Annotated in this window: 15 protein-coding genes; 1 reads left to right on the top strand and 14 read right to left on the bottom strand. The window is 28.6% G+C overall.

What is annotated here, in order from left to right:
• Positions 1-2 precede the first annotated feature (2 nt).
• From CLPU_RS13510 to pepV, 5 genes are all read right to left on the bottom strand, one after another.
• Positions 3-1,343, bottom strand: a complete 1,341-nt coding sequence (locus CLPU_RS13510; RefSeq protein ID WP_235436184.1) for a TrkH family potassium uptake protein — start codon at positions 1,341-1,343, stop codon at positions 3-5.
• A 173-nt stretch (positions 1,344-1,516) separates the two neighbouring features.
• Positions 1,517-1,867, bottom strand: coding sequence for a 50S ribosomal protein L20 (gene rplT / locus CLPU_RS13505; protein WP_050356199.1), 351 nt, complete (start codon positions 1,865-1,867; stop codon positions 1,517-1,519).
• Between the two features lie 26 nt (positions 1,868-1,893).
• Complete coding sequence (gene rpmI / locus CLPU_RS13500; protein ID WP_050356198.1) at positions 1,894-2,088, bottom strand: 50S ribosomal protein L35; 195 nt, start codon at positions 2,086-2,088, stop codon at positions 1,894-1,896.
• A gap of 19 nt (positions 2,089-2,107) precedes the next feature.
• On the bottom strand, positions 2,108-2,644 hold the full coding sequence (gene infC, locus CLPU_RS13495; RefSeq protein WP_050356197.1) for a translation initiation factor IF-3: 537 nt from the start codon (positions 2,642-2,644) through the stop codon (positions 2,108-2,110).
• A gap of 292 nt (positions 2,645-2,936) precedes the next feature.
• Positions 2,937-4,337, bottom strand: a complete 1,401-nt coding sequence (gene pepV / locus CLPU_RS13490) for a dipeptidase PepV (RefSeq protein ID WP_050356196.1) — start codon at positions 4,335-4,337, stop codon at positions 2,937-2,939.
• 611 nt (positions 4,338-4,948) lie between these two features.
• Between pepV and ftsH the strand changes: the two genes are divergently transcribed.
• Positions 4,949-6,514, top strand: a complete 1,566-nt coding sequence (gene ftsH, locus CLPU_RS13485) for an ATP-dependent zinc metalloprotease FtsH (RefSeq protein WP_050356195.1) — start codon at positions 4,949-4,951, stop codon at positions 6,512-6,514.
• A gap of 51 nt (positions 6,515-6,565) precedes the next feature.
• On the opposite strand, the gene CLPU_RS13480 is transcribed toward ftsH, so the two are convergent.
• From CLPU_RS13480 to CLPU_RS13440, 9 genes are all read right to left on the bottom strand, one after another.
• Positions 6,566-7,165, bottom strand: coding sequence for a DUF445 domain-containing protein (locus CLPU_RS13480; RefSeq protein ID WP_050356194.1), 600 nt, complete (start codon positions 7,163-7,165; stop codon positions 6,566-6,568).
• Between the two features lie 107 nt (positions 7,166-7,272).
• Complete coding sequence (ytxC, locus tag CLPU_RS13475; protein ID WP_050356193.1) at positions 7,273-8,184, bottom strand: putative sporulation protein YtxC; 912 nt, start codon at positions 8,182-8,184, stop codon at positions 7,273-7,275.
• A gap of 74 nt (positions 8,185-8,258) precedes the next feature.
• The gene (locus CLPU_RS13470) at positions 8,259-9,002 is read right to left on the bottom strand and encodes a DUF6873 family GME fold protein (protein ID WP_050356192.1); all 744 of its coding nucleotides are present in this window, start codon (positions 9,000-9,002) and stop codon (positions 8,259-8,261) included.
• Positions 9,003-9,318: 316 nt separating this feature from the next.
• Positions 9,319-10,026, bottom strand: a complete 708-nt coding sequence (locus CLPU_RS13465) for an ABC transporter ATP-binding protein (RefSeq protein ID WP_050356191.1) — start codon at positions 10,024-10,026, stop codon at positions 9,319-9,321.
• Positions 10,027-10,028: 2 nt separating this feature from the next.
• Positions 10,029-10,796: an ABC transporter ATP-binding protein gene (locus tag CLPU_RS13460; RefSeq protein WP_050356190.1), complete on the bottom strand. Its 768-nt coding sequence runs from the start codon at positions 10,794-10,796 to the stop codon at positions 10,029-10,031.
• On the bottom strand, positions 10,735-11,850 hold the full coding sequence (locus CLPU_RS13455) for a branched-chain amino acid ABC transporter permease (protein WP_082154242.1): 1,116 nt from the start codon (positions 11,848-11,850) through the stop codon (positions 10,735-10,737). The genes CLPU_RS13460 and CLPU_RS13455 overlap by 62 nt, the downstream gene beginning before the upstream one ends.
• 14 nt (positions 11,851-11,864) lie before the next feature.
• On the bottom strand, positions 11,865-12,737 hold the full coding sequence (locus CLPU_RS13450) for a branched-chain amino acid ABC transporter permease (RefSeq protein WP_050356189.1): 873 nt from the start codon (positions 12,735-12,737) through the stop codon (positions 11,865-11,867).
• An 86-nt stretch (positions 12,738-12,823) separates the two neighbouring features.
• Entirely contained in the window at positions 12,824-13,963 is a 1,140-nt protein-coding gene (locus CLPU_RS13445; RefSeq protein ID WP_050356188.1) for an ABC transporter substrate-binding protein, read from the bottom strand.
• A gap of 296 nt (positions 13,964-14,259) precedes the next feature.
• Positions 14,260-15,621 (bottom strand): sigma-54-dependent transcriptional regulator, encoded by a 1,362-nt coding sequence (locus tag CLPU_RS13440; RefSeq protein ID WP_050356187.1) that lies wholly within the window; start codon positions 15,619-15,621, stop codon positions 14,260-14,262.
• Position 15,622: the final 1 nt, after the last annotated feature.

The following is a 15,622-nucleotide window of genomic DNA, read 5'->3' as shown; positions in this document are numbered from 1 at the left end:
TCCTACCCTATCATAATTTTTCCTTCTGGATATCTATATTTACCTTTACACTCTTTTTGTCTGCTTGCAAGTGCAAAAGCCAATGTAAGTGGCCCTACTTTACCAGTAAACATAGTCAGTATTATTAGTATTTTTCCTATCAATGAAAGATCAGGAGTTACTCCTCTTGTAAGTCCAACTGTAGCAAAAGCTGAAGTAACTTCATATAACAAATCTAAAAAAGGTTTATTTTCAGTTAAAGTCAATGCCATTGTAACAGATACTACCAAAAGTAATCCTACACTCATAACAGCTAAAGCTCTAAATATAAGTGTATTCGGTATTCTTTTTTTATATACTTCTACATCCTGATTTCCTTTAAGTACAGAAATTACACTTAAAATTATGACTCCAAATGTTGTTGTTTTAATTCCTCCAGCCGTAGAGCTTGGAGATCCACCTATAAACATCATAATTATAACTAAAAATATAGAAGCACTTGTCATTCCACTAACATCTATACTGTTAAATCCTGCTGTTCTAGGTACAACCGCTTGAAAGAATGATGCTAGAACCTTTTCACCATCAGATAAACTTTGTAAAGTCTTCGGATTATTATATTCAACTATAAAAATAAATAAAAATGGAATTACGATTAATAATGTTGTTATTAATAAAACCACTTTAGTATGAAGCGTAGATTTCTTTATGCTTCTATTTCTTGTTAAATCAATGTATACAGTATATCCAAGTCCTCCTAATATTATAAGTCCACAAATAGTAAGGTTTATAATAGGGTCTCCTACAAAGGGTACTATACTATTTCCTATAATATCAAATCCAGCATTACAAAAAGCAGATATAGCATGAAATATTGAAAACCATATGCCTTTTTTAAGTCCGTATATAGGTATAAACCTTGTAGATAATAATAAAGCTCCAATTCCTTCAATAATAAGAGTAGAGATAATAACATATCTAGTTAATTTGACTATACCAGATAATGAAAACTGATTTAGCTGTTCTTGCATTATAAGTCTTTCTTTAAGTGATATTCTCTTTCCTAAAGCAAATGCAATTAAAGTAGCTAATGTCATAAATCCTAGTCCACCAGCTTGAATGAGTAGTATTATAACTACTTTTCCAAATAAAGTCCAATGTTCAGCAGTATTAACTACTACAAGTCCAGTTACACTTACAGCGGATGTAGCTGTAAATAAAGAATTTATAAAGCCTATACTCTGTCCATCATTTGAAGCCATGGGTAAATTAAGTAAAAAAGCTCCAATTAATATGATACCTGCAATCCCTAATACTAGAACTCTTGCAGGCTTTAACATTAGTCGACGAATCTTCTCTTTCATAAGTATGATTACCATCTCCTATATTTTAGATATTATATTGAATTTTTATCTATATATTATACTACTTTATTCTTCTGGCAAAAAGCTTTAAAAAATACCTATATCAATCATTTTTATAACATATAATGTTTTTTATACATAAAAATAAAAGTTCCTTAACAGGAACTTTTATTTTACGCGTTTTTTGAAATTTCTACTAATTTAGCAAATCCTTGTGGATCATGTATACCCATTTCTGCTAACATTTTTCTGTTTATTTCTATATTAGCTTTTTTAAGTCCATTTATGAATGTACTATATGACATACCATTTAATCTAGCTGCTGCATTGATTCTTGTTATCCATAGTCTTCTGAAATCTCTTTTTCTTAACTTTCTTCCAACATATGCATAATTTAATGATTTCATTACAGCTTGATTAGCTGGTCTATATAATTTACTTTTTGCTCCATAGTAACCTTTAGCAAGCTTCAATACTTTTCTATGTTTTTTTCTTGCATTTAAAGATTTTTTAACTCTTGCCATTACAATCTTCCTCCTCTATCTGTATACTAGTATGGTAATAGTGTACTAATTCTCTTTTCATCTCCACTGCTTACTAAGCTTGCTTTTCTTAAGTTTCTAACTCTTTTAGCTGATTTTTTCCCTGTTAAGTGACTTTTGTAAGCTTTATATCTTTTTAACTTTCCTGTACCAGTCTTTTTAAATCTTTTTGCTGCTCCTCTGTGAGTTTTCATTTTTGGCATGATAGTTCCTCCCTCCCGGTTATGAGTTTTTTGGATTTAAAAACATAACCATATTTCTTCCTTCTAATTTTGGTTGTTTATCAATAACTCCATATTCTGAAGTCAGGTTTGCGAATTTTCCAAGGACTTGTTTTCCAACTTCTGCGTGTCCAAGTTCTCTTCCTCTAAATCTAACAGTAACTTTAACTTTGTCACCATTTTTTAAGAAATCTATAGCTCTTTTAGCTTTAACTTTTATGTCGTTTTCCTCTATACTAGGTGTTAGTCTTATTTCTTTAACATTTATAACTTTTTGTTTCTTCTTAGCTTCTTTTTCTTTTTTAGTTAATTCATATTTATATTTTCCATAGTCCATTATTTTGCAAACTGGTGGTTTTGCATTAGGAGCTATTTTAACTAAGTCTAGTCTCTTCTCTTCAGCTAATTCCTGAGCTTTTCTTCCTGGCACTATTCCTAATTGTTCTCCATCAGCATCAATTAGCCTTACCTCTTTGTCTCTAATCTCTTCGTTAATTTGAAGTTCTTTAATAATAAGACACCTCCTGGATATTTTTATATATCATTACAATTTAAAAAGCGAATAGTATAAAATACTATCCGCTTCATTGTACAATATAATAAGGCATAGCCATACGAACTTAATAACCATATCAGCTATTCAATACAATAATATTAACCTTATAAGCCCTATTACCATAAGGTGAGAAGCGGATAACTTCTACTTTGTTGTATAAACAATGTAATCGAACCAATTCTAAAGTTCTCATCTATACATTATATTTAAGTGTTAGTGTTTTGTCAACATATTTATCACTTAATTTTTTATAATATTATTTTACTACATTCTTTTACCTTGTTAATTCATATAATGCCTTAGTATAGATTTTAGTAATTTTTATTAAATGCTCTATTTCAATATATTCATCTTTTTGATGAGCTAATTCCTTTTGCCCTGGAAATAATGGTCCAAATGCAACTGCATTATCCATAGCTCTTGCATATGTTCCACCACCAATTGTTATAGGCTCTGTTTCAACATCTCCAGTTTCATCTCTATATACTTTCATTAACTTTTGTATTAGCTCATGGTCTTTGGATATGTATATTGGTCTCATATGGCCTTTTTCTATTATTTTAGCATCTATACTTTCTAATTCCTTTTTAATACCATTGTATACATCATCAACATTATATGTTATTGGATATCTTACATTTACCGTAGTTATTACTTTGTCTTCTCTATATTCAATTGTTCCAACATTAAACACAAGTTTTCCTGATAAATCATCCTCAAAACCACATCCAATATTTTCTCCATTATAGTTTATACCTATTTTTTCTTTATAGAATTTTATAAATTTACAAATATCATTATCCTCATTCACAATTTGATCTAATAGGACCATTAGCTGTGAAATAGCATTTTTACCAGATTGAGGTGTACTTCCATGTGCAGAAATTCCTCTTGATTTTATAGTTATAACATTTTTATCATCTACTAATTCAAATTTAGAGTTACTATTCTTTATATATTTATTTAATTTATTAATTAAAGATTCTTTGTAATTCTCCTTAACTTTTAGAACAGCTTCACAATTATCTGGAACCATATTAGGTCTATTTCCACCCTGTAACTTCTCTATATTTATATTTTCATATTCTTTATTCTCTATATTTTTTATAATCTCAAAATCTAATATTCCCATTTCTCCATATATAGCAGGAAAGTCTGCGTCTGGAGTGAATCCTATATTTGGAGCCTTATTCTTTTTAAAATAGTAATCCATATCTTCCCATCTTGTTTCCTCATTTGTCCCAAATATTACTCTTATTTTTTTATTTATTGGAATCTCTAACTCTTTTATGGCTTTCATTGCATATATTATAGATATTGCTGGTCCTTTATCATCAATAGCTCCTCTTCCATATATTTTTCCATCGTATATTTCCCCTCCATATGGAGGATATGTCCACCCATCACCTTCTGGAACAACATCTAAATGAACAAGTATCCCTACAGTTTCCTCTCCATTTCCTATTTCTGCATGTCCTGCATATCCATCAAAGTTTTCCACTTTAAACCCAAATCCTTCACATAGATTCAAAGCGTATTTTAAAGCTTTATCTACTTTATCTCCAAATGGCTTTCCTTTTTCAGGTTTCTCTTCCACACTTGGTATTTGTATTATGTACTGAGTTGATTTTATTATTTCTTCCTTATATTCATCTATTATTTTATCAATATTCATAGAGTTTCCTCCTTTACGTTCTAAACTTTCAAAATTAATATATACAATTAATTTTATATTAAAACATCGTATTAATGTATACTTTTGTATATTATTTTTTTGTATTATAAAAAATTTGTACTATGCTCTTAAATTGAATAGAACTAAATACTGTATAATACTTGTCTTTAAATTATAGTATAAAGAATATTGTAATTGTTAGTTATCTAATTAAATATATCTATTCTTTCACAAATTTTTATTAAGTTAATAAGATAATAAGTATTGAACAGCTGAAACTTCACAATATTTGCTTTTCATTAAGTATTTTTACAAATAAGTGTTCCTTATATATAAGTTAATTAATATTATGAATTAGTGAACAACCTATAAATTAACTAAAAATCAAAAAAGATTTTTAGTTAATTTTTTGGAAGTTATTATTCAAATCAAGACTAATGTTGGAAATTAGCCAGTTATAATTATATTTTGACTAATTTCTGTATAAGTATAGAAAAATTTTCCTTGACATTGTAAATTCTTACTCTTATATTAACTTTTTCATTGGTTAAAATAATAATAAACTTAATCTCAATATAGAAAATTTATGAACAAAGAAGGTGTTTAGTGTCTTGAAAAAAAATATAATATTAGTTTTAGTTATATTCAGTACAATATTTTCTTCTTTTGTATTTTATAACACTTATTTTGCCGAGACAAATGTCTATAACTTTAACTCTTTTGACAGAACTATAGTTTGGGCTATTACCTTGGGTTTATTCATATATTATTTGAAATTAGATTCAAGATTATCTCTAGCTCCAGCTTCTATTAACAGCGAAAGAAAAAAAACAACTGAAACTTTAAATGAAAAAGATAAATCAGATATTTCTTTTAAAGACGTAGCTGGTTTACACGAAGTAAAAGACGAGTTACAAGAGATAATTGACTTTATTAATAACTCTGAAAAGTATGTTAAAATGGGTGCTAAGGTTCCAAATGGGATACTATTTCATGGACCACCTGGAACAGGAAAAACTCTTTTAGCAAAAGCCGTAGCAGGTGAAACAAACTCCACTTTTCTCTATTCAAGTGGTTCCGAATTTGTAGAAAAATATGTTGGTGTTGGTGCTAAAAGAGTAAGAAGTTTATTTGAAAGAGCAAAAAAAGAATCCCCGACAATAATCTTCATCGATGAAATAGACGCAATAGGATCAAAAAGAAACTCTGATAGTAACAACGAGAAAGATCAAACTCTTAATCAGCTTTTGGTAGAAATGGACGGATTCCATAAAAGTAGCACTATAATAGTAATAGGAGCAACTAATAGATTAGATCTATTAGATGAAGCTCTCTTGAGACCTGGAAGATTTGATAGACATATTTATGTTGGTAATCCTAATATAAAATCTAGAACAGAAATTCTTAGTGTTCATACTAAGAATAAACCTGTTGACTCAAGTGTTAACATCAATGACTTAGCAAAAAAAACGCATGGTTTTTCAGGAGCTCAACTTGCAAATATAGCAAATGAAGCCGCTATAATTGCCGTTAGAAATAAAAAGAAACTTATTGGAATAGATGAATTTAATTCAGCTATAGAAAGAGTAGTAGCTGGATTAGAAGTTAAAAATCCTTCCGTATTAGATAAAGAAAAAAATATAGTTGCATATCATGAAGCTGGTCATGCGTTGGTTGGAAAATTATTAAATGTTGACATGATTCAAAAGATATCTATTATACCAAGAGGTCAAGCTTTAGGCTATGTTATAAAGCTTCCAGATGAAGAAAGATATCTTTTAACCGAAAAAGAACTTTGTAATAGAATAAAAGTTTTACTAGGTGGTAGAGCTTCAGAGCAAGTAATTTTTAATGAGGTAACTACTGGAGCCAAAGATGATCTTTTAAAAGCTACTGAGATAGCTTTAGACATGGTATGTAGTTACGGTATGAGTTCACTTGGTAATGTAGCCATACAAAATCAATTTATTAAATACTCTTTTGAAAAAATAGATTGTGAAGTAAAAAAAATAATAAACGCATGTTATAAAGAAACACTAAAAATAATACAAGAAAATAAAGATTTAATTGCATATGTAGCTAACTATCTCATTCAAAATGAAGTTCTTACTGGCGAAGAATTAGATACACTTATAGAAGAATTTAATAACATTGATAAAATGGCAAATATAAGTTAATATTTTAAACTAATATAAAAAAGCATGTACACTTTAGTAGTGAACATGCTTTTATATTAATATTACTATAATACCTTGAACTATTCCTATAATAAAACCTAGAACTCCACCTAGAACCTCAATATGTTTAAGTTCTCTACTAGAGATTGATAAAATAATCTTTTCTATTTTTTGTAACTCAAAGTCATTTATCTTATCTTCCACTATTTTAGAAATACTTATTTTTTGATTAGGGCTATTTACTATATTTTCAATGAAGTCAACAATTATTCGTTCTCCTTCTTTTTCTACTAAATCATCAACATAGCTATATATCTTAATTTTAAAAGTATTTGGAATTATTGAAGGAAGCTTTTGTTCAACTATTTTATTTATTTTTAATTTTAGCTTTTCTTTTATAGGAGTAATGTTACCTTCTTCTAAAGCCTTATCAACAATTTCATCTATAGACAATAGTTCATCTTCTATTATATCCCCTATACTCTTAGCTATTTCAGTTTTTCTTTTAGGTATAACACCTTGAAATTTATATCCAAATATATTTATAGGATTAAGTGGTCTAAAAATCAGTTTAATTGCTACAATATTTGTAGTCCATCCTATTATAGCTCCTATAATAGAAAGTAATAAAACTCTTAGAACATCATTCATTTTATTATTCCTCCCGTTATTTCATAGTTGCTAAATTATTATAGCATACTTTGAATTTAACTTGTAAATAGAAAAATTCCAAAGAAACCTTTGGAATTTATATTTTACTATTTTTCCTTATTTATACTGCTTTCCATTAAAACGCTAAATCCACAAAGTTCACATCCATCACATATGGTAACTTTGTCTATAAAAACATTTTTTATAATATTTATTATATCACTCTCTATATCATCTTCTAAGTGAATCTTTATCTTTTTAGGCGCTATAGTTATAAGTGAGCTTATTAATAAGTCGTCATAGTTAATATCTATATCATATAACTCATTTGCTATTTCCTGCATAAATTCATCATTTATGAGCCTATTTCTATTATCTATAAGTTCATATTTTTCATCTCTAAAAATAATATTAAGTTCATCTAATTTAGGCTCTTGTATTTCTACAAAGTATTGAAGTATCTTAATAAATTCTCTATATTCTTTTTCTATAAAAAAATCTTCCACATTTTTTTCTAAAGCATCTTTTATAGTATCTATATAGAATTTAAGTCTAAAGTTAACAAATCCATCTATATTTAGAGTATCATTATTCTCTAAATATTCCAAAATTTCTTTGAGAATTTTAGTTCTTTTATTTACCTTTAATATAATTCCTTCCAAGTTAAGATATTCATTTTTTCTTAAGTACTCAGTAGTTTTATGTTTAACTTTTTCTTTTTCTTCTTTATCAAGATAAGAAAAAGAACTAAAAATTTGTCTATCTATTATTTTATCTTGATATATTTTAAATATAATATCACATATAGCATTTGATATATAATCTCTAAATACTACCTTTAAGTATTTTTCATTTTTTTTATCACTCTCAGATAGTTTATATTTTATAAAAAATGTGTCATCAATTTTATCAATTTTTCTATCTATATCAATTTTCTCCTTGAGAAAATCTAAATTTTCATTTAATATTTTTTCAATATTATATATATCGCATTTTGTTTCAATACAAAGCAAATCCACTTATGTCACTCCTTTCTTTTAGGTAATAGTAGTATATGTTGTATGAGTTCCTATATTCGTTAATACAATAGACATTAATTGTATTTTAAAGTAATAATTGAGCCTACATCTATTATTTTATCTTCACTTAAAAAAATTGGTTTTAATCTATATTTTTTCAAAAAATTATCTATAGCTTTTTTACTTTCATGCTCTTCATAATTTCCTGTAAATAACACCTCATATTGTGATAACATTCCTGTTGCTCCACCTATAAATCCATAATTTAATCCAGGAAGTTCTATAAACCCTTGTTTTATTAAGCACACATCTATATTATATTTTTTTGACTCTTTATATATTGAAACATCAGATGTAATAATAGCATTATTATTTATTATGGCTGTAGAACATTTTGAATATCCTTGTTTTACATTTATAAAGCTTATACCTTCTTTTTCTAAATAAAACTTAAGTTTTTCATCTGTATACCTTATATTATGTATGGCATATTTAGAAACTCTTGCTACATTATATGCAATATTATCAGGATAGTTTCTAAGCAGTTTTTTCTCTCCTTTTATCAGCTTAAATCCTTTATATGAAAATATGTCTTCATAGTATTCAAATACATTAGGTGCAATCATTAATGTATTATAGTTTATGGGATGTATCACTATATCAGGATGATATGATATAGAATCATATAATTCTTCACATTTACAAGTTAAAATAACTTCTAGATTTCTTTTTTTAAGATTATTTACTATACTACTGGAAGCTCTTCCATCAATTATCGCTATATTACCTTTTTCTTCTAATACAAAAGGATTATTCATCATATTTATCTCCTGTTATTCTTAAATAAATCAAAATGTAATCTTTTAAATTAATAATAAAAAGTCATCTACTTTAAATATATCTTAAATGATTTAAAGATTTTTTTAAAAGAAATAATTTATATGATTATACCACTTATAGTAATATAAAATAACTCCTTTTATTTAAAATTGTAAAACCTTAACATATATAATATCAAAAATTAATAAAATAAAACCCTCAAAACTTATAATAAAGTCTGAGGGTAATTATAACTAATTAATTAATAATTCCATATTTTTGAATTAAAAAGTTATTATATTATACTTTATCTTTTTAGTCTTCTCCTAAATAGGCTTTACGAACTCTATCATCATAGAGAAGATCCTTAGCATCTCCTGTAAAAGCTATTTCTCCAGTTTCAATTACATATCCTATATCTGCAAGTTGTAGTGCTATATTAGCATTTTGTTCAACTAAAAGAACTGTAAGTCCATTACTCTTATTTAATTCTTTTATAGCTTCAAATATTTCATCTATTACTATAGGAGCCAATCCCATTGAAGGTTCATCTAGCATTAAAAGTTTAGGAGCTGACATTATTGCTCTTCCTATGGCAAGCATTTGTTGCTCTCCACCACTTAAAGTTCCTCCTAATTGTTTCACTCTCTCTTTCAATCTAGGGAAAAGTTTATAAACAAATTCTAAATCTTTATTTATTCCATCTTTATCATTTCTTAAGTAAGCACCCATTAGTAAATTTTCTTCTACTGTTAAAGCTGTAAATATACGTCTTCCTTCTGGAACATGTATTATACCTTTCTCAACTATTTTTTCTGAAGATAGTCCAGTTATTTCTTCCCCGTTATATTTAACACTTCCTTTAGTTTTAACTAAACTTGATATGGCTCGTAATGTGGTAGTTTTACCTGCACCATTACTGCCTACGAGAGTTACTATTTGACCTTGATCTATTTCAAATGTAACCCCTCTTAATGCATGAATTCCTCCATAATATACGTTCAAGTCATCTACTTTTAACATAATTATGAAGCACCTCCCTTGCCAAGATAAGCAGCAATAACCTTTTCATTTTTTTGTATTTCTTGTGGTACTCCTTCTGCTATTTTGTTTCCATAATCTAATACAACTATCCTATCTGATATTCCCATTACTAGCTTCATATCATGTTCTATCACGAGTATAGTATATCCCTTTCCTCGTATTTTCTTTATTAAATTAGTCATTTCAACTTTTTCCCCTGTATTCATACCTGCTGCTGGTTCATCTAGCAATATGAATTTTGGATCAGTAGCAATAGCTCTTGCAATTTCCACTTTTCTTTGACGTCCATATGAAAGACTTACTGCTATTTCATCCTTAACATCAGTTAAATCAAGAAAATCTAATATTTGTAAAGCTTTTTCCCTCACTCTTTTTTCTTCTTCTTTAACTTTAGGAGTTTTTATTATAGCTCCAAATAAGTTAGTAGAAGTTCTACAATATTGCCCTACCATTACATTTTCTAATACTGTCATACTACTAAATAATCTTATATTTTGAAAGGTTCTACCTATTCCTAATTTAGTTATTTCATATGGTTTTGATTTTTTAAGCTCCTCTCCTAAAAAATTAACAGTACCTGAAGTAGGTTCATATATTCCTGTAATAAGATTAAAAAATGTTGTTTTTCCAGCACCATTAGGCCCAATTAAACTTACTATTTCTCCTTCATCTATATGAAAGTCTACGTTATTTACTGCTGTTAAGCCCCCGAATGACTTTGTAACGCCTTTTGCTTCCATTATTCTCATTTTTATTGCCACCTCCTTTTAAGCTATCCATGCTAATCATACCTTGTGGTCTTATAATCATCATCATAACTAACAGTATTCCATAAATAGCATAACGATAAGTTGCTATATCTCTTAATGCTTCTGGTAATACTGCAAGAACTGTCGCACCAATAATAACTCCTGGTATGCTTCCAACACCACCAAGCACAACCATAGTTAATATAACTACTGATTCCATATATGTGAAGTTATCTGGGTTAACATAGTGTATAAATGAAGCGAAAAATCCACCTGCAATACCTGCGATAGCTGAACCTAGTACAAATGCAAGTATCTTTAAATATATGGGATTGATTCCCATAGCTTCTGCTGCTATTTCGTCGTCTTTAATTGCTATAAGACCTCTTCCAAGTCTTGAATTTAAAAGTCTTAAAGATATAAATATTGTAAAAATACCTAAGATAAGTATTAGATAAAAATATCCTATGTTACTTCTTATTGTCATACCAAATATAGATGGTGATGGAATTCCTGGAATTCCAGCAGGTCCTTTCGTAACATCTGTCCAGTTTATTAAAACTAGACGTAGTATCTCTCCAAATCCTATTGTAGTAATTGCTAGATAATCTCCTTTTAATCTTAATGTAGGTATCCCTAGTAATAAGCCAAATATTCCTGATATCAAAGCACTTGCAATTAATGCAATCCAAAAAGAAACTTTGAAATTAACAGTAAGTAGAGCTGTAGTATATGCTCCTATAGCATAGAATGCAGAATGCCCCATTGAAAGCTGTCCTGCAAACCCTAATATTATGTTAAGACTCAGTGCAAGAGCTATATATATAAGCGCTATAATACTAGTTCTAAGAACGTATGGCTGACCAGAAAATATTATTGGCCAAACTAGCACTAAAGCTAAAATTCCTGTTATTAATATGATCTTTGTTTTCTTATCTGCTTTTGAAAAGTACCTTGTTATAAAGTCGAATACCTTTGACATAACTTTTATAGCTATATAAAGTATTATTGTATATATGGCTAAATTTTTCAGTACTGTCAAAAAGTTGCCCATGCTATCTCACCCCTTTATACTTTTTCTCTAACTGATTTTCCTAGTATTCCTGCTGGTTTAAATAATAGAATTATTATTAAAATTATAAAAGCTATTGCGTCTCTATATCCTGATGAAATATATGCTGCTCCTAAACTTTCTGATACTCCCATTATAATACCGCCTAACATAGCACCAGGTATACTTCCTATTCCTCCAATAACTGCCGCAATAAATGCTTTAAGTCCTGGTACAAATCCCATCATAGGAAACACTGCCTTATAATACATTCCTACTAATACCCCTGCTGCTGCACCTAAAGATGATCCTAAAGCAAATGTAAAATATACTATCCTATTTGTATTAATTCCCATTAATCTTGATGCATCCATATCTTGAGATACACATCTCATTGCTTTTCCCATTTTTGTATATTGAACAATATAAGTTAAGATTAAAACTAAAACTATTGTAGTTCCTAAAATAATCAACTGTAACTTTGAAACTCTTAATCCACCAAATACATAAACAGTATTCTTTATTACATTAGGAAAAGACTGAGTTTCAGGTCCCCATACTAACATTGCAAAGTTTTCTAAGAAAAGAGCCATTCCTATGGCTGAAAGAAACAAGTTTATTCTTGGTGCTTTAAATACTGGACTATAAGCAAACTTTGCTATTAATATACCAACTATTGAAGCCCCTGCCATTCCAAGTAAGAAAGCTGGTACTATAGGTAAGTTCAATGCAGTAATTCCCAAGAGTGCAATAAAAGCTCCCACCATGTATATATCTCCATGTGCAAAGTTTATAAGCCTTATAATTCCATATACCATAGTAAATCCTATAGCTGTTAATGCATATATACTTCCAAGAGCAATTCCATTACTAAAATGTTCTAAAAACATGCTTCTTCACCTTCTTTCTGGATTTTAGATATCTAAAGTTTATATATTTATACAAGATGGTGGAAAGTTTCCACCATCTTTAAATATTATTTATCTGGTTGAATATCTGCCGGAACGATTTTTCCATCTTTAACAGTAAGGATAATTATGTTTCTTGATGCTGCATTATTCTTAAATGACACTGGTCCTGCAACTCCTGGAAAATCTTTAACTTCTTCTAAATATTTTTTAATACCATCTCTTGATACTCCGTTTTTCTTTAAGCCTTCGAGAATAAGTTTAGCTGAATCGTATGCTAATGCCCCATAAGTATCAGGATCTTTATTATATTTCTCTCTAAATGCCTTAACAAATTCTTTTGTCCCTGGGAATTCTACTTCTGGATGGAAAAAGCCAGTAAATTTTATTCCTTCTACTGCATCTCCACCTAATTTTACAAGCTCTTCAGAACTTATCCCTTCTGTTCCAAGCATATCAACATCTAGCCCTAACTCTTTTGATTGTTGTGCAATTAATGCAGTCTCAACATAATATCCTGCTATAAATAATAAGTCTGGATTTTTTCCTTTTATTTTTGTAAGCTGTGGACTAAAGTCTTTAGATTGTCCTTCAAAATATGTTTCAGTTCCTACTATATTTCCACCTAGAGATTCAAATTTTTTAGTAAAATCATTTTTTAAACCAGTTCCAAAATCATTAGCTGTAAATAAAATAGCTGCATTTTTTTTGCCTAATTTTTTATAAGCGTATTCAGCAAGTTTATTTGCTTGATCTGTATCTGTTAAAGATACACGGAATACATAAGGAGTAGTTCCATCTGTAACAGCTTTATTTACTGAGTCAGTTATAACAGGTATTCCTGAAGAATCATATATTCCTCTTGCAGCTAAGGTACAAGAACTATTCCAGTGACCTATAACCGCTAATAGTTCGTCATTAGAGGCAAATTTTTGAGCAACATTTGGTGCTTCTTTTGGATTTCCAGTATCATCACCTATTTCTAATTTAACTTTTTTTCCATCTATTCCCCCTTTTTCATTAACCTCATCTATAGCAAGTTGAATTGCCTTTACTTTCATATCCCCAAATTGAGCAGAATCTCCAGTCATAGGATTAGCACTTCCTATAACTATTTGTGATATGTCATCCCCTGATACTCCACACCCTACTAGCGAAAACGCCATCAAACCAATTAATAGCCCTGATAACAACCTCTTTTTCTTCATAATAGACCCCCCTAAAATTTTTAAACGGTTATTATTTTTTTAATGATTTTTCTAATTCTTAAAATCTCACTCCTTCATGAATAATTTAAAAAACATAATATATGTTTGCATTAATATATATACAAAAACTGTGCCAACCTTTTAAATTTAAAATAATATTTTTTTATATCAATCTAAAACATTGGTAAATACATGTTTAAAATATTTTAAATTTAATTATTTAATAAAAAAAGAGATTCAAATATTTGAATCTCTTTTACCAAAAATATGAAATAATTTCATATACTGAAATTATTTCATATTTTCTCTTCTTCTAAATAATTTTTTAATTTTGTATGAATATGTCTTTCACTAATTCCCAGTATCTTTGCTGTTTTTCTTTTATTTTCATTACAATATCTATATGTAGCTAATATTAGTTTTTTCTCTGCCTCTGCTAGTGACTCCCCTATATATATAGGAATCCATTCAGAGGTTGTACTAATTTCAACACCCTCTATTATCTCTCTAGGAAGATCCTTTACATTTATTATATTATCCGAAGTTAATGCTACGGCTCTTTCAATAATATTTTCAAGTTCTCTTACATTACCTGGGTAATCATACTTTTCTAAAATTCCTACTGCACTTGAAGATATTCCAGAAACCATTTTATTAAACATGGAACTGTATTTATTCATAAAAAATTTTGCAAGAGAAGGTATATCTTCTTTTCTCTTTCTAAGTGGAGGCATCTCTATAGATATTACATTTAATCTAAAAAATAAATCTTCTCTAAATGTTCCTTTTTTAACTTCCTCTAATAAATTCTTATTTGTAGAAGCCACAAGTCTAAAATTAACCGGTATAGATTTTTCACTTCCCAGTGGAGTAATCCTTTTTTCTTGTATAACTCTTAAAAGCTTAGCTTGTAAAAAAACATCCATTTCTCCTATTTCATCTAAAACCAACGTTCCCTTATCTGCTAGTTCAAACTTTCCTTTATATCTTTGATTTGCACCTGTAAAAGCTCCTTTTTCATAACCAAATAGCTCACTTTCTAGTAAACTATGAGGTATAGCAGCACAATTTATAATCTCTAATGGCTCTGATGATCTCTTACTAAGATCATGTATCGCCTTAGCTATTAGCTCTTTTCCAGTTCCACTTTCCCCTGTTATTAAAACATTTATATCTAAATCTTTTATTCTATCTATTATTTTAAATACCTCGTTCATAGATTTACTAGATGAAACTATATTATACTTATTAGAGTTTTCACTTATTTTTTTAGTTAAATTTGCTACTTTATTAGTAAGATTCTTATAATCAAGAGCTTTATTAATGAGAAGCTTAAGTCCGGTTATGTCTAATGGCTTAGTTATGTAATAATATGCACCATTTTGAATAGCCTCAATTGAAGATTCGATACTTCCATATGCAGTCATAGCAATAACCAAAACCTCTGGATTTTTCTTCTTAATAGTCTGAAGTACCTCTAATCCATGATATTCACCTAGATATTGATCTAAGAGAACTAAATCTATATTTTTAGCATTTATCATGTCTATACCTTCTGGTACATTTAAAGTGCAGTATACATTAAAGCTATCCTCTAATCCAAACTGTAAAGCAGTAAGAATTGCTGGTTCATCATCTATAATAAGAATGTTATTCATA

This window comes from Gottschalkia purinilytica, from assembly GCF_001190785.1.
Classification (GTDB): Bacteria; Bacillota; Clostridia; order Tissierellales; family Gottschalkiaceae; genus Gottschalkia_A; species Gottschalkia_A purinilytica.
The sequence above is the reverse complement of the archived record's forward strand: the minus strand, read 5'-3'. Positions and strand labels throughout refer to the sequence as shown.